The following is a 21,475-nucleotide window of genomic DNA, read 5'->3' as shown; positions in this document are numbered from 1 at the left end:
TAGTAGACCGAGTAGGCGGAAAGAATGAAACATGACTCAAACCTCGTAAATTGTGTGCTGCACATATTGGTACTGGAATTGACGAGTGAAGTCAACCTCAAGTGCAAGGGTATTTTAGCGCAGTCAAAAGGGTGATGTGCTGCGATTTTTCGGCTGAGCAGAGCAATGGCATTAATTAGCGGTTGGATAAGCAGAATCCGCAGCTTAAACAAACGTTTATAAAATAGAGTTTATTTTAAATTGTTGTTATTTAACGTTTTAAATGATTGAGGCAAGATGTGGTAAAAACAGGACAAAGCTTGTTGTTTAGAGGAATATGATGTGAGCGAAGCATTTTCCAGTTAATCACGCCAGAAAGTAATTATCCCAAAAGATTGTGGCCTGAGTGGCCAGGTAATATGAAAATCATATTTCTTATATCACGCTGCAAATAATCTCCAATCCAGCATTTTCCTCTGAGGTTATGACAAAGCATTAGTTTAATCCTCGCAGGCGATAATCACGCATCAGTGCCTTTATTGCTGGATCGAACGTGAGGTGGCGTGCTGGCGTTTGCAGGCCGGGTTGTCTGCGGTTATGGTAATCGACCTACTCTCAGAAGAATTAACTCAAGTAGATTCCCTGTACCTGGAAGGCGGAAATGAACGCCGTCTTCTGAGCATAAACATAAGGTTTTGATCTTAATTGGTATGCGGGGGCCGGATATCAGTGGCGTGCGGGAAACGCGAACGTCAGTGGATTCAGTCCCTCAAGCCTGGAGGCAGAAAATGGAGATGTTGTCAGGAGCCGAAATGGTCGTCCGTTCGTTAATCGATCAGGGCGTTAAGCAGGTATTCGGCTATCCGGGCGGAGCGGTGCTCGATATTTACGATGCACTGCAAACGGTCGGTGGAATTGACCACGTATTGGTCCGTCATGAACAAGGCGCGGTGCACATGGCCGATGGCCTGGCGCGCGCCACCGGCGAAGTGGGCGTAGTGCTGGTAACTTCGGGTCCTGGCGCCACCAATGCCATTACCGGCATTGCAACCGCCTATATGGATTCTATCCCGATGGTGATTCTGTCGGGTCAGGTGCCTTCTTCACTCATCGGCTACGATGCGTTCCAGGAGTGCGACATGGTCGGCATCTCCCGCCCGGTGGTGAAGCACAGCTTCCTGGTAAAAAGCACCGAAGAGATTCCAACCGTGCTGAAAAAGGCCTTCTGGCTGGCGGCGAGCGGTCGTCCGGGCCCGGTGGTTATCGATCTACCAAAAGATATCCTCAATCCGGCTAATAAATTGCCTTACGTCTGGCCGGAAACCGTGAGCATGCGCTCTTACAATCCAACGATTCAGGGCCATAAAGGCCAGATTAAGCGCGCATTGCAAACATTGCTGGCGGCACATAAGCCGGTGATTTACGCGGGCGGCGGTGCGATTATGTCCGGCTGTGAAGCTGAGCTGCTGCAGCTGGCTGAGCAACTCAATATACCGGTAACCATGTCGCTGATGGGCTTGGGTGTATTCCCCGGCACACATCGTCAGAGCGTTGGCATGCTTGGAATGCACGGCACCTACGAAGCTAACATGACCATGCATAACGCTGACCTGATTTTCGGGATTGGCGTGCGTTTCGACGATCGCACCACCAACAACCTGGCGAAGTACTGCCCGAATGCCACCATCATGCATATCGACGTTGATCCAACCTCGATTTCAAAAACCGTCAGCGCAGATATTCCAATTGTCGGTGATGCGAGACAGACGCTGGCGCAAATGCTTGAACTGTTGGCACAAAGCGATGCGAAGCAGGAGCTTGATAGCCTGCGCGATTGGTGGCAAACCATTGAAGGCTGGCGCAGTCGTAAATGCCTGGAATTTGATCGCACCAGCGACAAAATTAAACCGCAGGCGGTCATCGAAACCATCTGTCGTCTGACGAAAGGCGAAGCTTACGTCACCTCTGACGTGGGCCAGCATCAGATGTTCGCTGCGCTTTATTACCAATTCGACAAACCACGTCGTTGGATTAACTCCGGCGGCCTGGGCACCATGGGCTTCGGCCTGCCTGCTGCGCTGGGCGTGAAGATGGCGCTGCCGGATGAAACGGTTATTTGCGTGACCGGCGATGGCAGTATCCAGATGAACATTCAGGAACTCTCTACTGCGCTGCAGTACGATTTGCCGGTGCTGGTGTTGAACCTTAACAACGGCTTCCTCGGCATGGTTAAGCAGTGGCAGGACATGATTTACTCTGGTCGCCACTCTCAGTCTTACATGCAGTCGCTACCGGACTTCGTTCGTCTGGCGGAAGCGTACGGTCATGTGGGTATCGCGATTCATCATCCTGCTGAGCTGGAAGAGAAGCTGCAGCTGGCGCTGGATACATTGGCGAAAGGGCGTCTGGTGTTTGTTGATGTGAATATTGACGGCAGCGAGCACGTTTACCCGATGCAGATTCGCGGTGGTTCGATGGATGAGATGTGGTTGAGCAAAACGGAGAGGACTTAATTATGCGTCGTATTTTATCGGTTCTGCTGGAAAACGAATCCGGCGCATTGTCCCGCGTAGTGGGGCTTTTCTCGCAACGCGGCTATAACATCGAAAGTCTTACCGTGGCGCCCACCGATGACCCCACGCTATCGCGTATGACCATCCAAACGGTTGGCGATGCGAAAGTGCTGGAGCAGATCGAAAAGCAATTGCACAAGCTGGTTGACGTGTTACGTGTCAGCGAGCTGGGGCAGGGCGCCTATGTTGAACGCGAAATCATGCTGGTGAAAATTCAGGCTAGCGGCTACGGTCGTGAAGAGGTGAAACGCAGTGCGGAGATTTTCCGTGGGCAGATTATTGACGTCACACCAACGCTTTACACGGTTCAGCTAGCGGGAACGAGCGATAAACTCGACGCGTTTCTCAACACGGTTCGTGACGTGGCGGAAATTGTTGAAGTGGCACGTTCAGGAATCGTTGGCGTATCACGCGGCGATCGCGTTATGCGCTAATAACGCACCGTAACCATCATATTCTGTGCTAACCCGGCGAAATGCCGGGTTTTTTTATTTTATGCGCTTCGGCAAGATGCTGGAGAAAAGCGGTTGCTCAGCGTACTTTTCTGCGGTTAGATGTTACAAATGTTTTATCCTTAGCTACTCTGCGGATATTTTCGCCAGCGCTGGCTTATCAGAATTAAGGTGTCATCGTGAAACTGGATGAAATTGCGCGCCTGGCAGGCGTGTCGCGCACCACCGCCAGCTACGTAATCAATGGCAAAGCGCGGCAGTATCGTGTCAGCGAAAAAACCGTCGAGAAAGTCATGGCGGTGGTGCGTGAACACAATTATCACCCCAATGCCGTCGCGGCAGGCCTTCGCGCCGGACGCACGCGCTCAATTGGCCTGGTGATCCCTGATTTGGAAAATACCAGTTATACGCGTATCGCTAATTATCTTGAGCGTCAGGCGCGTCAACGTGGTTATCAACTGTTGATTGCCTGCTCGGAAGATCAGCCAGATAACGAAATGCGCTGTATTGAGCATCTGTTGCAGCGCCAGGTGGACGCCATCATTGTTTCCACCTCGCTGCCGCCTGAGCATCCGTTCTATCAGCGCTGGATTAACGATCCTTTGCCAATTATCGCGCTGGACCGCGCGCTGGACCGTGAGCACTTCACCAGTGTTGTGGGTGCCGATCAGGATGATGCGCAGATGCTTGCCGCTGAATTGCGTCAGCTTCCGGTTAAAAATGTGCTGTTCCTTGGCGCGCTGCCGGAGCTGTCGGTCAGTTTTTTGCGTGAATTGGGCTTTCGCGATGCGTGGAAGGATGACGCGCGACCAATCGATTACATCTACTGCAATAGCTTCGATCGTGCTGCGGCGGCAACGCTGTTTGAAAAGTACCTCGAAGATCATCCGATGCCGGACGCACTATTCACAACCTCATTTGGCCTGTTACAAGGGGTGATGGATATCACGCTCAAGCGCGATGGTCGTTTACCCACCGATCTGGCGATTGCCACCTTTGGTGACCACGAACTGTTGGATTTCCTGGAATGCCCGGTCCTGGCAGTGGGGCAGCGTCACCGCGATGTTGCGGAAAGAGTTCTGGAGCTGGTATTAGCCTCATTAGATGAGCCGCGGAAACCGAAGCCGGGTTTAACGCGCATTCGCCGTAATTTATTCCGCCGCGGACAATTAAGTCGTCGCACTAAATGAAAGTGTGGGCAGTTCTCTGCCCGCGCTTTATTATCTTCACAACTATTTTGCTCAAATGCGCCAGGCGTAAAAAAGCGTAAATTATCGCCACCCTATCTAACAATTTATCCCCACTGACTTTTCGTATTTGTTTACATATTCAGCACTCGCTGCTAGCAGAGCTGTTGTGATGGTGCTGGGCTTCCTTTCAGAAATCCCCTAAAATGCAGCCGCTGTCGCATATTACGGGGCAAATATATTTTTGCCTGACAGCGTTTTATTTTTCGCCACTTTTCACATTGCGAAAAAATTTATTCAACTATTCATCAGGTTAATTTTTTATTTCTCTACTTATTACCCTTTTATTCCCTCCCGGATTAATTTCACGCGATGTAAATAATGATATTCACTTGCCGTTGCGGCTTGACAAGGATTTCATCGGCTCCGTAAACTCGTTTCGTGGTAAAAAGTGGGATAAAGTGGTGAAAACGGGTGATTGAGGGGTAAGGCTGGCATGTTCCGTGGAGCAACGTTAGTCAATCTCGACAGCAAAGGACGATTAGCAGTACCAACACGCTATCGTGAATTGCTTGTCGCAGAGTCTCAGGGGCAAATGGTATGCACCATTGACCTCCACCAGCCATGCCTGCTGCTTTATACCCTGCCCGAATGGGAAATTATTGAGAAAAAGCTCTCTCGCTTATCCAGCATGAATCCCAGCGAGCGTCGCGTGCAGCGATTGCTGTTAGGACATGCTAGTGAGTGTCAGATGGATAATGCGGGCCGTTTGTTGTTGGCGAATACGCTGCGACAACATGCAGGCCTGAGCAAAGAAGTGATGCTGGTTGGACAGTTCAACAAGTTTGAGCTGTGGGATGAACAGACCTGGTATCAACAAGTTAAGGATGATATTGACACAGAACAGTCGGCTCAGGAGCCTTTATCTGAGCGGTTGCAGGACTTGTCGCTATAGCTATGCAGGAAAATTTTAAACACACCACAGTGCTGCTGGATGAGGCGGTTAACGGCCTCAATATCAGGGAAGACGGCATTTATATTGACGGCACTTTTGGTCGCGGCGGTCACTCGCGCTTAATCCTTTCGCAGCTTGGCGAGAAAGGGCAATTGATAGCGATTGATCGCGATCCGCAAGCGATAGCCGCAGCCGCTGAGATAAAAGATCCCCGTTTTTCGATCGTTCATGGGCCATTTTCGGCGCTGGCGGAGTATGTCGAAGCACGCGGGCTGACGGGCAAGATCGATGGCGTTTTGCTTGATCTTGGCGTCTCTTCACCGCAGCTGGATGATGCCGAACGTGGCTTCTCCTTCATGCGTGATGGACCACTGGATATGCGCATGGACCCCACGCGTGGGCAGTCGGCAGCAGAGTGGCTAATGAGCGCTGAAGAGGCCGATATCGCCTTCGTGATTAAAACCTACGGTGAAGAGCGTTTTGGTAAACGTATCGCGCGCGCCATCGTTGAGCGCAATCGTGAACAGCCAATGACGCGCACCAAAGAACTGGCCACGGTTATCGCTGCGGCAATGCCGGTGAAAGACAAGTTTAAGCATCCGGCGACGCGTACCTTCCAGGCGATTCGTATCTGGATCAACAGCGAGCTGGAAGAGATCGATATCGCGTTGAAGGGCGCGCTGTCAGTTCTTGCTCCCGGCGGCAGATTATCGATCATCAGCTTCCATTCGCTGGAAGATCGCTTAGTGAAGCGTTTTATGCGCGATCAGAGCCGTGGTCCGCAGGTGCCGGCCGGGATCCCAATGACTGAAGCGCAGCTTAAAGCCTTGGGCGGCCGTGAATTGAAAACGCTTGGCAAGCTGATCCCCGGCGAAGCCGAAGTGAACGAAAACCCACGAGCGCGCAGTTCGGTATTGCGTATCGCGGAGCGAACCGCGTCATGATTGGCAACGAGCGCCATAGCTTACCGGGCGTCATCGGGGGGGATCTGCTGCGATTTGGCAAGATACCGGTGCTGCTGTTGGTGGCCGTGCTGGTCTCCTCAGTCTTGGTTGTGACGACTACGCATAAAACGCGTCTGCTGACGGCGCAACGTGAACAGCTGGTGCTGGAGCGTGACGCGCTTGATATCGAATGGCGCAACCTGATTCTTGAAGAAAACGCGCTCGGCGATCATAGCCGGGTAGAGCGGATAGCAACCGATAAACTGCAAATGCAGCATGTTGATCCTTCACAGGAAAATATTGTGGTGCAGAAATAAGGAATCGCAGAACTCAATGAGTGGCGCAGGCAAAACGCTGAAGTTAAAAAAACAAGAAGATAAGGCCAGCTTTGTAAGCTGGCGTTTTGCGTTACTGTGCGGTTGCATTTTACTGGCGCTGGGCGGACTGCTGTCGCGCGTAGCGTGGCTGCAGGTGATCAACCCCGATAAACTGGTTAAAGAGGGCGATTTACGTTCGCTGCGCGTTCAGGCGGTGCCCACAGCGCGCGGCATGATCAGCGATCGAGCGGGACGTCCGCTGGCGGTAAGCGTGCCGGTAAATGCGATCTGGGCCGATCCCAAAGAGCTTCATGAGCACGGCGGTGTATCACTGGATGGTCGCTGGAAGGCCCTGTCTGATGCCTTATCGATTCCACTGGATCAGCTCGCATCCCGAGTTAACGCCAACCCAAAAGGACGCTTTGTATATCTGGCGCGTCAGGTAAATCCAGCGATTGGCGAGTACGTAAAAAAACTTAAACTGCCGGGCATTTATCTGCGTGAAGAGTCGCGTCGTTATTATCCCGCGGGCCAGGTTACCGCGCACCTGATTGGTTTCACCAACATCGATGGCCAGGGCATCGAAGGCATCGAAAAGAGCTTCGACAAATGGCTGACTGGCGCACCAGGCGAACGTACTGTGCGTAAAGACCGCAACGGCCGCGTAATCGAAGATATCTCCTCGGTTGATAGCCGTGCGGCACATAACCTGACGCTGAGCATTGATGAACGTCTACAAGCGCTGGTTTACCGCGAACTGAATAACGCCGTGGCCTTCAACAAAGCGGAGTCGGGCACTGCGGTGCTGGTGGATGTGAACACCGGTGAAGTGCTGGCAATGGCAAATAGCCCCGCTTATAACCCGAATAATCTCAGCAACACGCCGAAAGATGTCATGCGTAACCGCGCCATCACCGATATTTTCGAACCGGGTTCCACCGTGAAACCGATGGTGGTGATGACGGCTTTACAGCGTGGCGTGGTGAAAGAAAATAGCGTCCTAAATACCGTGCCGTACCGCGTGAATGGTCATGAGATCAAAGACGTGGCGCGCTACAGCGAATTAACCCTTACCGGGGTTTTACAGAAGTCGAGTAACGTCGGGGTTTCACGTTTGGCGTTAGCGATGCCCTCCTCAGCGCTTGTAGATACTTATGCGCGCTTTGGCTTGGGTAAACCGACCAATTTGGGGCTGGTCGGGGAAAGCAGTGGCTTATACCCTCAAAAACAACGGTGGTCTGACATAGAGAGGGCCACCTTCTCTTTCGGCTACGGGCTAATGGTAACGCCGTTACAGTTAGCGCGAGTCTACGCAACCATTGGCAGCTATGGCATTAACCGCCCGCTGTCGATCACCAAAGTTGACCCGCCGGTAGCGGGTGAACGCGTTTTCCAGGAAGACCTGGTGAGAACGGTGATGCATATGATGGAAAGCGTGGCGTTGCCAGGCGGTGGCGGCGTCAAAGCCGCCATCAAAGGCTATCGCATTGCCATTAAAACCGGTACCGCCAAAAAGGTGGGACCGGATGGTCGTTACGTCAATAAATACATTGCTTATACCGCAGGCGTTGCGCCTGCCAGTCATCCTCGTTTTGCGCTGGTTGTGGTTATCAACGATCCACAGGCCGGTAAATATTATGGTGGTGCGGTTTCAGCACCGGTGTTTGGCGCCATCATGGGCGGCGTGTTACGTACCATGAACATTGAACCTGATGCGCTGCCAACGGTTGATAAGAACGAGTTGGTGAAGAATAGAAGTGAGGAATCAAGTGACAGATCGTAACCTGCGCGACTTACTGGCCCCGTGGGTGCCGGGTGCGCCGGCGCGTCCACTCCGTGACATGACACTAGACAGCCGCGCGGCGGCTTCTGGCGATCTGTTTATCGCCGTGGCGGGCCATCATGCTGATGGACGTCGTTTTATTCCGCAGGCTATCGCACAAGGCGTGGCAGCAGTCATTGCCGAGGCCGAAGGCGAAGCCAGCGATGGAGATATCCGCGAGATGCATGGCGTCCCGGTTATTTATCTGGCGCAGTTACAGCAGCGTCTCTCTGCACTGGCCGGACGCTTTTATCAGCAGCCTGCGAGCAAACTGAAATTAATTGGTGTGACCGGCACCAACGGTAAAACCACCACCACACAACTGATGGCGCAGTGGGCCAATCTGCTGGGTGAAACCGGCGCAGTGATGGGCACGGTGGGCAATGGTCTTTACGGTCAACTGGTGGCAACTGAAAACACCACCGGTTCCGCGGTAGATGTGCAACACGTTCTGAATGATTTGGTCGAGCAGGGCGCAACCCTGACAGCAATGGAAGTGTCTTCACACGGTTTGGTGCAGCACCGCGTCGCAGCGCTGCCGTTTGCCGCGGCGGTATTTACCAATCTAAGCCGCGATCACCTTGATTATCATGGTGATATGCAGGGCTACGAATCTGCCAAATGGCTACTGTTCTCTGAGCATCAGGTGGCCGAAGCCATTATCAATGCCGATGATGAAGTAGGACGTCGCTGGCTGGCAAAATTGCCGGATGCCGTAGCGGTGACTATGGAAAATAATCTGCAATCTGGCTGCCATGGCCGCTGGCTCAAAGCCACGGCGGTGAATTACCACGATGGTGGCGCACATATTCAATTCAGCTCCAGCTGGGGCGACGGCGAGTTTGATAGCCGCCTGATGGGCGCTTTCAACGTCAGCAATTTGCTGCTGGCGCTAGCGACATTGCTGACGCTGGATTATCCGCTCGATGCGTTGGTAGCGACTGCGCCACAGTTGTTACCGGTTTGTGGTCGCATGGAAGTCTTCACCGCACCAGAAAAACCTACGGTTGTTGTCGATTACGCTCACACGCCGGATGCGCTGGAGAAAGCGTTGGAAGCCGCGCGTCTGCACTGTAAAGGTCAGCTTTGGTGCGTGTTTGGCTGCGGTGGCGATCGTGATAAAGGCAAACGCCCATTGATGGGTGCAATTGCTGAGCAATTCTCCGACATCGTGGTGATCACCGACGATAATCCGCGCAGCGAAGAGCCGATGTCCATTGTGAATGACATTCTCACCGGGCTGCTCGATCCAGGCCGTGCACGCGTAGTCGCAGGGCGTGCGCAAGCGGTGACCAACGCCGTCATGCAAGCCCGCGCGGATGACATCGTGCTAGTGGCCGGAAAAGGCCACGAAGATTATCAAATCATTGGTAACCGCCGCTTAGATTATTCGGATCGTGACACCGTCGCTCGTTTGTTGGGGGTGATGGCATGATCCCCGTTTCTCTGCAAACCCTGGCCGATATCAGCGGCGGTAAACTGCACGGTGCGGATTTAACCGTCGCCGATGTCACCACCGATACGCGTAAAGTCACCGCCGGCAGCCTGTTTGTGGCGCTGGTCGGTGAACGTTTCGATGCCCATGATTTCGCCAATGATGCCATTACCAACGGTGCGCAGGCGCTGCTGGTCAGCAAACTGTTGCCGTCTACAGTGCCGCAGGTGGTCGTGGCTGATACGCGCATTGCCTTTGGACAGCTCGCTGCGTGGGTGCGTCAGCAGGCGAACGCACGTGTCGTAGCGCTGACAGGTTCATCCGGTAAAACCTCCGTTAAAGAGATGACCGCCGCGATTCTGCGCCAATGCGGTGAAACGCTCTACACCGCAGGCAATCTGAATAACGATTTTGGTGTGCCAATGACGCTGCTGCGTCTCACCAAAGAGCATGCTTACGCGGTGATTGAGCTGGGCGCCAACCACCAGGGTGAAATTGCCTACACCACTGATTTAGTGCGTCCGGAAACGGCGCTAGTGAATAATCTTGCGGCGGCGCATCTGGAAGGCTTCGGTTCGCTGGCGGGCGTCGCCAAAGCAAAAGGCGAAATTTTTGGTGGACTGCCGGTTCACGGCACCGCGATCGTCAACGCCGACAGCAACGACCTTGCCCACTGGCAATCTCAGTTCGTGGATAAAACTTTGTGGCGCTTCTCACCGCAGCCGATGGCTGATGCTGAGTTTCGTGCCAGCGAAATCATTCTGCGTGCGGATGCCACGCTGTTCACCATGCATACACCGCGCGGCGATATTGCGGTTGAGCTGCCGCTGCCTGGGCGTCATAACATCGCCAATGCGTTAGCCGCAGCAGCGCTGGCGCTGTCGGTAGATGCACCACTGACGGCAATTCAGAGCGGGCTAAAAACGTTGCAGCCGGTTCCCGGACGCCTGTACCCGATTCGTCTGGCGGCCAATCAATTACTGTTGGATGACAGCTATAACGCCAACGTCGGTTCGATGACGGCCGCGGCGCAGGTACTGGGTGATATGCCTGGATTCCGCGTGATGGTAGTGGGCGATATGGCAGAGCTGGGTGATGAAGCGGAGTTGTGTCACCGTCAGGTGGGCGACGCAGCGAGAACCGCAGGCATTGATTGCGTATTAAGCACCGGAACGCTCAGCCAGCTGATTGGCGAAAGTAGCGGTAAAGGCGAGCATTTCGCCACTAAAGCCGCGTTGACTGAACGTTTACGCACATTGCTGTCCGAACATCAGGACATCACTATTTTGGTTAAAGGTTCACGTAGTGCCGCCATGGAGCAGGTAGTACAGAGCTTACAGGAGAAAGGAACATGCTAGTCTGGCTGGCCGAACATCTGGTCGCATTTTATTCCGGCTTTAACGTCTTCTCGTATCTGACGTTTCGCGCCATTGTCAGCCTGCTGACCGCTCTGTTCATTTCTCTGTGGATGGGTCCACGCCTGATTGCCTGGCTGCAGAAACTGCAGATTGGCCAGGTGGTACGTAACGATGGCCCAGAATCGCACTTCAGCAAGCGCGGCACGCCCACCATGGGCGGCGTGATGATCCTCACCTCCATCACCATTTCGGTGCTGATGTGGGCGTACCCGTCCAATCCTTATGTCTGGTGCGTGCTAGTGGTGCTGGTTGGCTTTGGCATCATCGGCTTTGTGGATGACTACCGCAAAGTGGTGCGTAAAGATACCAAAGGCCTGATCGCGCGCTGGAAGTACTTCTGGATGTCAGTGATTTCTCTGGCCGTCGCGTTTGCGCTGTTTATCGCTGGCAAAGATACGCCAGCCACACAGCTGGTGGTGCCGTTCTTTAAAGATGTTATGCCGCAACTGGGTTTGTTCTACGTAGTGCTGGCGTATTTCGTGATTGTCGGCACGGGTAACGCCGTTAACTTAACGGATGGTCTTGATGGCCTGGCGATTATGCCAACCGTATTTGTGGCAGCTGGCTTCGCGCTGGTGGCCTGGGCGACCGGCAACGTAAAATTTGCTGAGTATCTGCATATTCCGTATTTACGGCACGCCGGTGAATTGGTGATTGTCTGCACCGCGATTGTCGGGGCAGGCCTCGGATTTCTGTGGTTCAACACTTATCCAGCGCAGGTGTTTATGGGCGATGTCGGCTCATTGGCGCTGGGTGGCGCGCTTGGCACCATCGCGGTGCTGCTGCGTCAGGAATTCCTGCTGGTAATTATGGGCGGCGTGTTTGTCGTGGAAACGCTGTCGGTGATTCTGCAGGTGGGATCGTTCAAGCTGCGCGGCCAACGCATTTTCCGCATGGCGCCAATTCATCATCACTATGAATTGAAAGGCTGGCCGGAGCCGCGCGTCATCGTGCGCTTCTGGATTATTTCGCTGATGCTGGTGCTGATTGGCCTGGCAACGCTGAAGGTACGTTAATCATGGCTGACTATCGGGGCAGAAAAGTCGTCATCATTGGATTAGGCATCACTGGCCTCTCCTGTGTTGATTTCTTCCTCGCGCAAGGCGTAACGCCACGCGTGATGGATACCCGTGTCTCGCCGCCGGGACTGGAAAAACTGCCAGCCTCGGTGGAGCGCTATGTTGGCGGTATCAATAGCGATTGGCTGCTGGCGTCTGATTTGATTATCGCCAGCCCTGGCATCGCGCTGGCTCATCCTGCCTTAAGCGAAGCAGCGGATGCCGGGATTGAGGTCATCGGCGATATTGAGCTGTTCTGCCGTGAAGCCCAGGCACCGATTGTGGCGATTACCGGTTCCAACGGCAAAAGTACCGTAACTACCTTGGTGGGCGAGATGGCTCGCGCGGCAGGTTGGCAGGTGGGCGTGGGCGGCAATATCGGTTTACCCGCGCTGACACTACTGAAATCACCGGCTCAGCTATATGTATTAGAACTTTCCAGCTTCCAGCTGGAAACCACGCATAGCCTGAAAGCGGCGGCGGCAACGATCCTCAATCTTACTGAAGATCATATGGATCGCTATCCGCTGGGCATGCAGCAATATCGTGCAGCCAAGCTGCGCATTTACGAAAACGCCAGCGTCTGCGTGGTCAATGCCGACGATGGCATGACCATGCCGGTACGCGGCGTCGATCAGCGCTGCGTGAGCTTTGGTATCAACCTTGGCGATTATCATCTCAATCAGCAGCAGGGCAGTACCTGGCTGCGAGTGAAGGGCGAAAAGGTTCTGAATACCGATGAGATGACGCTGGTAGGTCAGCATAACTACACCAACGCGCTGGCTGCGTTAGCATTGGCCGATGCGGTAAATATTCCGCGTGCCTCCAGTTTAAAAGCGCTTACTACCTTCACTGGCCTGGCGCATCGCTTCCAGCTGGTACATGAAGCTAACGGTGTGCGCTGGATTAACGATTCAAAAGCCACCAACGTGGGTAGCACCGAAGCGGCACTGAATGGCCTGCAGGTGAAAGGTACGCTATGGCTGCTGCTGGGCGGTGACGGTAAGTCGGCTGATTTCAGCCCGCTGGCGCGTTATCTGCAAGGCGACAACGTGAAGCTGTTCTGCTTTGGCCGCGATGGCGACGCGTTAGCGGATCTCCGCCCGGAAATCGCAACGCGCACCGAGACTATGCAGCAGGCGATGGTTCAGATCGCCGCTCAGGTGAAGCCTGGCGACATGGTGCTGTTATCACCGGCTTGCGCCAGCCTCGATCAGTTTCGTAATTTTGAACAGCGTGGCGATCGGTTCGCGCAACTGGCGAAGGAGCTGAGCTGATGCGTATTCCCGGTTCCGGTATAGCCAGCTATCTGTCACTTCGCTTACGCGATTGGGTGATGGGCGCGCGTGATAACGATGATGCGCCGGTGGTGCTGTATGACCGAACGCTGCTGTGGCTGACCTTTGGTTTGGCGCTGATCGGTTTTGTTATGGTGACATCGGCGTCAATGCCAGTAGGCCAGCGCCTCAACGAAGATCCCTTCTATTTTGCCAAGCGTGATGCATTTTATATCGCCCTGGCATTCGGTATGGCGCTGGTGACATTACGTGTCCCAATGGATTTCTGGCAGCGCTATAGCAACGTGATGCTGATGGTTTCGGTCGTCATGCTGCTGATTGTATTAGTTGTCGGCAGCTCCGTTAACGGCGCATCTCGCTGGATTGCCCTTGGCCCGCTGCGTATTCAGCCAGCCGAGCTTTCGAAGTTAACGCTGTTCTGCTATCTCGCCAGCTATCTGGTGCGCAAAGTGGAAGAAGTGCGCAATAACTTCTGGGGTTTCTGTAAACCAATGGGCGTAATGGTGGTGCTGGCAGTACTTCTGCTGGCACAGCCGGACCTCGGTACCGTGGTGGTGCTGTTTGTTACCACGCTGGCGATGCTGTTCCTCGCCGGTGCGAAAATGTGGCAGTTCCTGGCGATTATCGGCTCCGGCATTTTTGCTGTGGTGCTGCTGATCATCGCTGAGCCTTACCGTATGCGCCGCGTCACTTCCTTCTGGAATCCATGGGAAGATCCCTTTGGTAGCGGCTATCAGCTGACGCAATCCTTAATGGCTTTTGGTCGCGGTGAGTTTTGGGGCCAGGGTTTAGGCAACTCGGTACAGAAACTGGAATATCTGCCAGAAGCCCATACCGACTTTATCTTCTCCATCATCGGTGAAGAGTTGGGTTATGTCGGTGTGGTTTTAGCGCTGTTGATGGTATTCTTCGTCGCTTTTCGCGCGATGTCGATTGGTCGCCGTGCTCTGGAGATCGATCAGCGCTTCTCAGGCTTCCTCGCTTGCTCAATTGGCGTGTGGTTCAGCTTCCAGGCGCTGGTTAATGTCGGTGCGGCAGCCGGTATGCTGCCCACCAAAGGTCTGACGCTGCCGCTGATCAGTTACGGTGGTTCGAGTCTGATCATCATGTCGACCGCCATCGTGTTTTTATTACGCATAGATTATGAAACGCGTCTGGCAAAAGCGCAGGCGTTTACCCGAGGTGCTCGATGAGTGGCAAACGGCTGATGGTCATGGCAGGCGGTACTGGCGGACACGTGTTCCCCGGTCTGGCCGTTGCCCATCACCTGATGGAACAGGGCTGGCAGGTACGCTGGCTCGGAACCGCTGACCGTATGGAAGCGGATTTGGTGCCGAAAAACGGTATCGAAATTGATTTTATCCGCATCAGCGGTTTGCGCGGCAAAGGTGTGAAAGCGCAGCTTTTGGCACCCGTGCGCATCTTTAATGCTTGGCGCCAGGCGCGTCGCATTATGAAGAGCTGGCAACCGGATGTGGTGCTGGGCATGGGCGGTTACGTTTCGGGTCCCGGCGGATTGGCCGCGTGGAGCTGCGGCATTCCGGTGGTGCTGCATGAGCAGAACGGCATTGCCGGGCTGACCAATAAGTGGCTGGCGAAAATCGCCACCAAAGTGATGCAGGCATTTCCGGGCGCATTCCCAACGGCTGAAGTGGTGGGGAATCCGGTGCGCACCGATGTGCTAGCCCTGCCGTTACCGGCAGAGCGGCTGAGTGGACGTTTCGGCCCGATTCGCGTGCTGGTGGTCGGTGGCAGCCAGGGCGCACGCATCCTCAATCAGACCGTGCCAAAGGTGGCTGCGGAATTGGGTGAAGCCATTACGGTTTGGCATCAAACCGGCAAAGGCGGGCTGGAAACCGTGCAGCAGGCTTATCGCGCCGCGGGCCAGCCGCAGCACAAAGTCACTGAGTTTATCGATGACATGGCCGAAGCCTACGCATGGGCGGATGTGGTGGTGTGCCGTTCTGGGGCTTTGACGGTTAGCGAAGTGGCTGCCGCAGGTTTACCGGCGATCTTCGTGCCGTTTCAGCACAAAGATCGTCAGCAGTACTGGAATGCGCTGCCGTTGGAAAAGGCGGGCGCGGCCAAAATTTTCGAGCAGCCGCAGTTTACTGCGTCTGTTGTAGCGGACACGCTGCGTCACTGGGATCGCACCTCATTACTGGCGATGGCAGAAAAAGCCCGTCAGGTGGCGATTCCCGATGCAACCGAGCGGGTTGCAAATGAAGTGGCGCGCGTCGCGAAGTAAATTAATCGGCCAGTTGATTTGGCCCGTACCTTAAGCGGGTACAAACGGGAAAAACAGGTAATTGAAACAGATGAATACACAACAATTGGCAAAACTGCGTTCTATTGTGCCCGAGATGCGTCGCGTCCGGCACATTCACTTTGTTGGCATCGGTGGTGCTGGCATGGGCGGTATTGCCGAGGTGTTGGCGAACGAAGGTTATCACATCAGCGGTTCTGATTTGGCGCCAAACCCCGTGACGCAGCATTTGGCCTCGCTGGGCGCAACGATTTACTTCAACCATCGTCCAGAAAACGTGACCGATGCGAGTGTTGTCGTGGTCTCAACGGCCGTAGCGCAAGATAACCCGGAATTAGTGGCCGCGCGTGAGCAGCGTATTCCTGTGATTCGCCGTGCGGAAATGTTGGCGGAACTTATGCGTTTCCGTCACGGCATTGCGGTTGCCGGAACGCACGGCAAAACCACCACTACCGCGATGGTAACCAGTATTTATGCCGAAGGCGGCCTGGATCCGACTTTCGTTAACGGTGGATTGGTTAAAGCTGCAGGTACACATGCGCGCCTTGGCAGCAGCCGTTACCTGATCGCCGAAGCGGACGAAAGCGATGCGTCCTTCCTGCATCTGCAGCCGATGGTGGCGATTGTGACCAACATCGAAGCGGATCACATGGACACTTATCAGGGCGATTTCGAGAATCTGAAGCAGACGTTCATTAACTTCCTGCACAACCTGCCATTCTACGGACGCGCGGTGATGTGTGTGGATGACGCGGTGATTCGTGACCTGATTCCACGTGTAGGCCGTCAGGTCACAACTTACGGCTTCAGCGATGACGCTGACGTGCGTATTGAAAATTACGAGCAGCGTGGCGCACAGGGGCACTTCACGCTGATCCGTCAGGACAAGCCAGTGCTGAACGTCACGCTGAATGCGCCTGGCCGTCATAACGCATTGAACGCGGCGGCGGCGGTGGCGGTGGCCAGCGAAGAGGGGATTGAAGATAACGCGATTCTGGCCGCGCTGGAGAGCTTCCAGGGCACCGGACGCCGCTTTGATGTCTTGGGCGAGTTTGATACCGCCGCCGTCAATGGCAATCCCGGCAGCGCGATGCTGGTCGATGATTACGGCCATCATCCAACCGAAGTGGATGTCACCATCAAAGCCGCACGTGCCGGCTGGCCTGAGAAGAAACTGGTGATGGTATTCCAGCCACATCGTTACACGCGTACGCGTGACCTGTTTGATGATTTCGCTAACGTGCTGTCGCAGGTGGATGTGCTGCTGATGCTGGATGTTTATCCGGCCGGTGAAGCCGCCATCCCGGGCGCCGATAGCCGCTCCCTGTGCCGCGCGATTCGTAACCGTGGCAAGGTGGACCCGATTCTGGTCTCTGAGCATGATGCCTTACCAGATGCATTGGCCCCGTTGCTGTCAGGTGATGACCTGGTGATCGTTCAGGGCGCAGGCAACATCGGCAAGATTGCACGTAAGCTGGCGGAAAACGCCCTGCAGCCTGCGGTAAAAATGGAGGCGCGTCATGACTGAGAAGGTCGCAGTATTGATGGGCGGCACCTCGGCCGAACGTGAAGTCTCGCTGATGTCAGGTGCGGCGGTGCTGGCCGGACTGCGTGAAATGGGCATTGATGCGCATGCTGTCGATACGCGTGATGTGTCGGTACTGGAGCTAAAACAGCAAGGCTTTGCGAAAGCGTTTATTGCGCTGCACGGTCGCGGTGGTGAAGACGGCACCTTGCAAGCGGTGCTGGAGTTCCTGCAGCTCCCTTATACCGGCAGTGGCGTAATGGCCTCGGCGATCACCATGGACAAACTGCGCAGTAAATTGTTGTGGCAGGGCAGGGGATTACCTTCAGGCAAATTTGTCTGGCTGACGCGTCAGCAGTATCAGCAAGGTTTAGATGCAGATACCACCGCCGCCGTTCAGGCGCTGGGTTTACCGCTGTTTGTGAAGCCCAGCTGTGAAGGTTCCAGCGTTGGCATCAGCCGTGTGAATCATGCGGACGCCCTACCCGCCGCGCTGGAAGAGGCATTTCGTCACGATAACGACGTGCTGATTGAAGCGTTTCTCAGCGGCGCCGAGTACACCGTGGGCATCGTGGGTGAGCAAATTCTGCCTTCAATCAGAATTAAAACCGCCAGCGAGTTCTATGACTATGAAGCTAAATACATTTCTGACGATACTGAGTACTTCTGTCCGAGCGGTTTAAGCGCTGAGCAGGAAGCAGGGTTGCAGACGCTGGTGTGGGCAGCCTGGCGCGCGTTGGGTTGCAGCGGCTGGGGACGTGTGGACGTTATGGCTGACGGCGAGGGCAATTTCCAGCTGTTGGAAGTGAATACCTCACCAGGCATGACCAGCCACAGTCTGGTACCCATGGCGGCGAAGCAGGCGGGATACAGTTTCCCGCAGCTAGTGGCGCGTATTCTGGAGCTGGCTGACTGATATGTCTCAGGCGGCGATACGAGTACGCAATCGTGAACCTCAGGAGCGTGCGCGCTCCGGGCGTAGCAACGGTGCACGACTGTTTGGCATCGTGTTCCTGCTGATAGTGTTAGGCATTATGGTGGCGGGCGGCCTTGTGGTGCTGAAGTGGATGAATGACGCGTCGCGCTTGCCGTTATCCAGGCTGGTTGTGACGGGGCAAACCCACTACACCACGCATGATGATATTCGCCAGGCGATTTTATCGCTCGGCGCGCCTGGGACCTTCATGTCGCAGAACGTCGATATCATTCAACAGCAGATCGAGCGTTTGCCCTGGATAAAGCAGGTCAGTGTGCGGAAGCAGTGGCCTGATGAGCTGAAGATAAATTTGGTGGAGTATGTTCCGGTGGCACGTTGGAACGACTCACATATGGTTGACGCCGATGGCGTCTCCTTCAGCGTTCCGGCCAGTCACATTGGCAAAGAAACCTTGCCAATGCTTTATGGCCCGGAAGGCAGTGAAAATGAGGTGTTGGCCGGCTATCACACCATGAGTGATGTGTTAAAGGCTAACAAGTTTACCCTGAAGGTCGCGTCGATGACGGCGCGGCGCTCATGGCAATTAGTGACCAGTGACGATGTGCGCATTGAGCTGGGACGCAGCGATACCATGAAGCGTCTGAACCGTTTTATTGAGCTCTATCCGGAGCTGCAGCAGCAGGGCCAGAGTCAAAATCAGCGCATTACCTACGTCGATTTGCGCTACGACTCGGGCGCCGCAGTGGGCTGGGCAGCGGCACCGATAGCGCCACAGGACAGTAATCAGCAACAGAACCAGGCACAGGCTAAACCACAATGATCAAGGCAACGGACAGAAAACTGGTAGTAGGACTCGAAATTGGCACCGCAAAGGTGTCCGCCCTGGTTGGGGAAATTCTGCCCGATGGTATGGTCAATATTATTGGGGTGGGCAGTTGCCCGTCTCGCGGTATGGATAAAGGCGGCGTAAACGACCTTGAGTCGGTGGTGAAATGCGTACAGCGCGCCATCGATCAGGCTGAACTGATGGCGGATTGCCAGATTTCTTCGGTCTACCTTGCATTATCGGGCAAACATATCAGTTGCCAGAACGAAATCGGGATGGTTCCGATTTCGGAAGAGGAAGTGACTCAGGATGATGTAGAGAACGTAGTGCATACGGCGAAATCCGTTCGCGTACGTGATGAGCATCGTATCCTGCATGTGATACCGCAGGAATATGCCATCGATTATCAGGAAGGCATCAAAAATCCTGTAGGCCTTTCCGGCGTACGTATGCAGGCGAAGGTGCATCTGATCACCTGCCACAACGATATGGCAAAAAATATTGTTAAAGCCGTTGAACGTTGCGGCCTGAAAGTTGACCAACTGATTTTTGCCGGGCTGGCTTCCAGTTTTTCCGTCTTGACTGAAGATGAACGTGAGCTGGGAGTCTGTGTTGTTGATATCGGTGGCGGTACAATGGATATCGCTGTTTATACTGGCGGAGCGCTGCGTCATACCAAAGTGATCCCGTATGCCGGGAACGTGGTGACCAGCGATATTGCTTACGCCTTTGGTACACCGCCTACCGACGCGGAAGCGATTAAAGTGCGTCACGGTTGTGCATTAGGCTCGATTGTCGGCAAAGACGAAAACGTCGAAGTGCCGAGCGTCGGTGGACGTCCACCTCGCAGCCTGCAGCGCCAAACGCTGGCCGAAGTGATTGAGCCGCGTTACACCGAACTGTTGAATCTGGTTAACGACGAGATTCTGCAACTACAGGAGCAGCTGCGCCAGCAGGGCGTAAAACATCATCTGGCGGCCGGTATCGTGCTGACCGGTGGTGCGGCGCAGATTGAAGGTTTGGCAGCCTGTGCACAGCGTGTATTCCACACGCAGGTGCGCATTGGACAGCCGCTCAACATCACCGGCCTGACGGATTATGCGCAGGAGCCGTATTACTCTACGGCGGTTGGACTGCTGCATTATGGCAAAGAGTCACATATGAACGGTGATGCGGAAACGGAAAAACGTGCTTCGGTGGGCAATTGGTTTAAGCGAATCAATAGCTGGCTGAAGAAAGAGTTTTAATTTTTGAAAAAGGAGATCATGCTGGCAATGTTTATGATCTCCAGGCGACAGGCACATAACGGAGAGAAATCATGTTTGAACCTATGGAATTAACCAATGACGCGGTGATTAAAGTCATCGGCGTCGGCGGTGGCGGCGGTAACGCCGTAGAGCACATGGTACGCGAGCGTATCGAAGGTGTGGAATTCTTCGCTGTGAACACCGACGCGCAAGCGTTGCGTAAGACAGCGGTCGGCCAGACGATCCAGATCGGGACCAATATCACTAAAGGTCTCGGTGCAGGTGCGAACCCAGAAGTGGGTCGTAACTCTGCAGAAGAGGATCGCGAAGCACTGCGTGCTGCGCTGGATGGTGCAGACATGGTGTTTATCGCAGCAGGCATGGGCGGCGGTACCGGTACGGGTGCTGCGCCAGTGGTCGCTGAAGTAGCCAAAGATTTGGGTATCCTGACTGTTGCAGTGGTAACGAAGCCATTCAACTTTGAAGGCAAAAAGCGTATGGCTTTTGCTGAGCAGGGTATCGCTGAGCTTTCGAAGCACGTCGATTCATTGATCACTATTCCAAACGACAAGCTGTTGAAAGTATTAGGCCGTGGTATTTCGCTGTTGGATGCGTTCGGCGCAGCTAACGATGTACTGAAAGGCGCTGTACAGGGTATTGCTGAGCTGATCACGCGCCCTGGCTTGATGAACGTTGACTTCGCAGACGTGCGTACCGTGATGTCAGAAATGGGTTACGCCATGATGGGTTCAGGCGTGGCATGCGGTGAAGATCGTGCGGAAGAAGCCGCTGAAATGGCGATTTCAAGCCCGCTGCTGGAAGATATCGATCTTTCTGGCGCGCGCGGCGTGCTGGTCAACATCACCGCTGGCTTCGATCTGCGTCTGGATGAGTTTGAAACCGTGGGTAACACTATTCGCGCCTTCGCGTCTGACAATGCTACCGTAGTAATTGGTACTTCTCTGGATCCAGAGATGAACGACGAACTGCGTGTCACCGTAGTTGCGACCGGTATTGGCATGGATAAGCGTCCAGAAATCACCCTGGTAACGAATAAGCCAGCCACACAGCCAGTGATGGATCATCGCTACCAGCAGCACGGCATGGCGCCGCTGCCGCAGGAGCAGAAACCTGCTGCTAAAGTGGTTAATGACCAGCCTGCCGCATCAAGCAAAGAACCTGATTATCTGGATATTCCAGCCTTCCTGCGTAAACAGGCTGACTAAGAATATCCCG

Annotated in this window: 18 protein-coding genes; all 18 read left to right on the top strand. The window is 54.4% G+C overall.

Annotation, left to right across the window (positions count from 1 at the left end):
* Positions 1-767: 767 nt before the first annotated feature.
* The 18 genes from ilvI to ftsZ all read left to right on the top strand — a co-directional run bounded on the left by ilvI (position 768) and on the right by ftsZ (position 21,465).
* Entirely contained in the window at positions 768-2,492 is a 1,725-nt protein-coding gene (ilvI, locus tag AAGR08_RS15460; RefSeq protein ID WP_345827275.1) for an acetolactate synthase 3 large subunit, read from the top strand.
* 2 nt (positions 2,493-2,494) lie between these two features.
* Complete coding sequence (gene ilvN / locus AAGR08_RS15455) at positions 2,495-2,986, top strand: acetolactate synthase small subunit (protein WP_007885011.1); 492 nt, start codon at positions 2,495-2,497, stop codon at positions 2,984-2,986.
* 197 nt (positions 2,987-3,183) lie between these two features.
* Positions 3,184-4,194 (top strand): catabolite repressor/activator, encoded by a 1,011-nt coding sequence (gene cra, locus AAGR08_RS15450; RefSeq protein WP_097094947.1) that lies wholly within the window; start codon positions 3,184-3,186, stop codon positions 4,192-4,194.
* A gap of 493 nt (positions 4,195-4,687) precedes the next feature.
* Positions 4,688-5,146, top strand: coding sequence for a division/cell wall cluster transcriptional repressor MraZ (mraZ, locus tag AAGR08_RS15445; RefSeq protein WP_097094946.1), 459 nt, complete (start codon positions 4,688-4,690; stop codon positions 5,144-5,146).
* A 2-nt stretch (positions 5,147-5,148) separates the two neighbouring features.
* The gene (rsmH, locus tag AAGR08_RS15440; RefSeq protein WP_345827273.1) at positions 5,149-6,090 is read left to right on the top strand and encodes a 16S rRNA (cytosine(1402)-N(4))-methyltransferase RsmH; all 942 of its coding nucleotides are present in this window, start codon (positions 5,149-5,151) and stop codon (positions 6,088-6,090) included.
* Complete coding sequence (gene ftsL / locus AAGR08_RS15435; RefSeq protein WP_097094944.1) at positions 6,087-6,407, top strand: cell division protein FtsL; 321 nt, start codon at positions 6,087-6,089, stop codon at positions 6,405-6,407. The genes rsmH and ftsL overlap by 4 nt, the downstream gene beginning before the upstream one ends.
* Positions 6,408-6,423: 16 nt before the next feature.
* Entirely contained in the window at positions 6,424-8,190 is a 1,767-nt protein-coding gene (locus tag AAGR08_RS15430) for a peptidoglycan glycosyltransferase FtsI (protein WP_097094943.1), read from the top strand.
* Positions 8,177-9,664 (top strand): UDP-N-acetylmuramoyl-L-alanyl-D-glutamate--2,6-diaminopimelate ligase, encoded by a 1,488-nt coding sequence (murE, locus tag AAGR08_RS15425; RefSeq protein WP_345827272.1) that lies wholly within the window; start codon positions 8,177-8,179, stop codon positions 9,662-9,664. The genes AAGR08_RS15430 and murE overlap by 14 nt, the downstream gene beginning before the upstream one ends.
* On the top strand, positions 9,661-11,022 hold the full coding sequence (gene murF / locus AAGR08_RS15420; protein WP_345827271.1) for a UDP-N-acetylmuramoyl-tripeptide--D-alanyl-D-alanine ligase: 1,362 nt from the start codon (positions 9,661-9,663) through the stop codon (positions 11,020-11,022). Before murE ends, murF begins: the two co-directional genes overlap by 4 nt.
* Positions 11,016-12,098, top strand: a complete 1,083-nt coding sequence (gene mraY, locus AAGR08_RS15415) for a phospho-N-acetylmuramoyl-pentapeptide-transferase (RefSeq protein WP_097094940.1) — start codon at positions 11,016-11,018, stop codon at positions 12,096-12,098. Before murF ends, mraY begins: the two co-directional genes overlap by 7 nt.
* Positions 12,099-12,100: 2 nt before the next feature.
* On the top strand, positions 12,101-13,417 hold the full coding sequence (murD, locus tag AAGR08_RS15410) for a UDP-N-acetylmuramoyl-L-alanine--D-glutamate ligase (protein ID WP_345827270.1): 1,317 nt from the start codon (positions 12,101-12,103) through the stop codon (positions 13,415-13,417).
* Positions 13,417-14,631 (top strand): cell division protein FtsW, encoded by a 1,215-nt coding sequence (gene ftsW, locus AAGR08_RS15405; RefSeq protein WP_097094938.1) that lies wholly within the window; start codon positions 13,417-13,419, stop codon positions 14,629-14,631. The genes murD and ftsW overlap by 1 nt, the downstream gene beginning before the upstream one ends.
* Positions 14,628-15,686, top strand: a complete 1,059-nt coding sequence (gene murG, locus AAGR08_RS15400) for an undecaprenyldiphospho-muramoylpentapeptide beta-N-acetylglucosaminyltransferase (RefSeq protein WP_345827269.1) — start codon at positions 14,628-14,630, stop codon at positions 15,684-15,686. The genes ftsW and murG overlap by 4 nt, the downstream gene beginning before the upstream one ends.
* 70 nt (positions 15,687-15,756) lie before the next feature.
* On the top strand, positions 15,757-17,232 hold the full coding sequence (murC, locus tag AAGR08_RS15395) for a UDP-N-acetylmuramate--L-alanine ligase (RefSeq protein WP_097094936.1): 1,476 nt from the start codon (positions 15,757-15,759) through the stop codon (positions 17,230-17,232).
* Positions 17,225-18,145: a D-alanine--D-alanine ligase gene (locus tag AAGR08_RS15390; protein WP_345827268.1), complete on the top strand. Its 921-nt coding sequence runs from the start codon at positions 17,225-17,227 to the stop codon at positions 18,143-18,145. The genes murC and AAGR08_RS15390 overlap by 8 nt, the downstream gene beginning before the upstream one ends.
* A 1-nt stretch (position 18,146) precedes the next feature.
* Positions 18,147-18,986: a cell division protein FtsQ gene (gene ftsQ, locus AAGR08_RS15385; protein WP_345827267.1), complete on the top strand. Its 840-nt coding sequence runs from the start codon at positions 18,147-18,149 to the stop codon at positions 18,984-18,986.
* Positions 18,983-20,239, top strand: coding sequence for a cell division protein FtsA (gene ftsA, locus AAGR08_RS15380; RefSeq protein WP_007888634.1), 1,257 nt, complete (start codon positions 18,983-18,985; stop codon positions 20,237-20,239). Before ftsQ ends, ftsA begins: the two co-directional genes overlap by 4 nt.
* 71 nt (positions 20,240-20,310) lie before the next feature.
* Complete coding sequence (gene ftsZ / locus AAGR08_RS15375; protein WP_008108602.1) at positions 20,311-21,465, top strand: cell division protein FtsZ; 1,155 nt, start codon at positions 20,311-20,313, stop codon at positions 21,463-21,465.
* Positions 21,466-21,475: the final 10 nt, after the last annotated feature.

Origin of the sequence: Pantoea sp. BRR-3P (assembly GCF_039621635.1) — a bacterium.
GTDB classification, from domain to species: Bacteria; Pseudomonadota; Gammaproteobacteria; order Enterobacterales; family Enterobacteriaceae; genus Pantoea; species Pantoea floridensis.
This window is presented reverse-complemented; position numbering and strand designations above follow the sequence as displayed.

Coding starts and splice junctions, on each gene's coding strand:
- mraY (WP_097094940.1), top strand. CDS start 11,016: ATGCTAGTCTGGCTGGCCGAACATCTGGTCGCATTTTATTCCGGCTTT.
- murG (WP_345827269.1), top strand. CDS start 14,628: ATGAGTGGCAAACGGCTGATGGTCATGGCAGGCGGTACTGGCGGACAC.
- AAGR08_RS15390 (WP_345827268.1), top strand. CDS start 17,225: ATGACTGAGAAGGTCGCAGTATTGATGGGCGGCACCTCGGCCGAACGT.
- AAGR08_RS15430 (WP_097094943.1), top strand. CDS start 6,424: ATGAGTGGCGCAGGCAAAACGCTGAAGTTAAAAAAACAAGAAGATAAG.
- ftsA (WP_007888634.1), top strand. CDS start 18,983: ATGATCAAGGCAACGGACAGAAAACTGGTAGTAGGACTCGAAATTGGC.
- ilvN (WP_007885011.1), top strand. CDS start 2,495: ATGCGTCGTATTTTATCGGTTCTGCTGGAAAACGAATCCGGCGCATTG.
- murC (WP_097094936.1), top strand. CDS start 15,757: ATGAATACACAACAATTGGCAAAACTGCGTTCTATTGTGCCCGAGATG.
- ftsZ (WP_008108602.1), top strand. CDS start 20,311: ATGTTTGAACCTATGGAATTAACCAATGACGCGGTGATTAAAGTCATC.
- rsmH (WP_345827273.1), top strand. CDS start 5,149: ATGCAGGAAAATTTTAAACACACCACAGTGCTGCTGGATGAGGCGGTT.
- ftsW (WP_097094938.1), top strand. CDS start 13,417: ATGCGTATTCCCGGTTCCGGTATAGCCAGCTATCTGTCACTTCGCTTA.
- murD (WP_345827270.1), top strand. CDS start 12,101: ATGGCTGACTATCGGGGCAGAAAAGTCGTCATCATTGGATTAGGCATC.
- ftsQ (WP_345827267.1), top strand. CDS start 18,147: ATGTCTCAGGCGGCGATACGAGTACGCAATCGTGAACCTCAGGAGCGT.
- mraZ (WP_097094946.1), top strand. CDS start 4,688: ATGTTCCGTGGAGCAACGTTAGTCAATCTCGACAGCAAAGGACGATTA.
- murF (WP_345827271.1), top strand. CDS start 9,661: ATGATCCCCGTTTCTCTGCAAACCCTGGCCGATATCAGCGGCGGTAAA.
- ilvI (WP_345827275.1), top strand. CDS start 768: ATGGAGATGTTGTCAGGAGCCGAAATGGTCGTCCGTTCGTTAATCGAT.
- ftsL (WP_097094944.1), top strand. CDS start 6,087: ATGATTGGCAACGAGCGCCATAGCTTACCGGGCGTCATCGGGGGGGAT.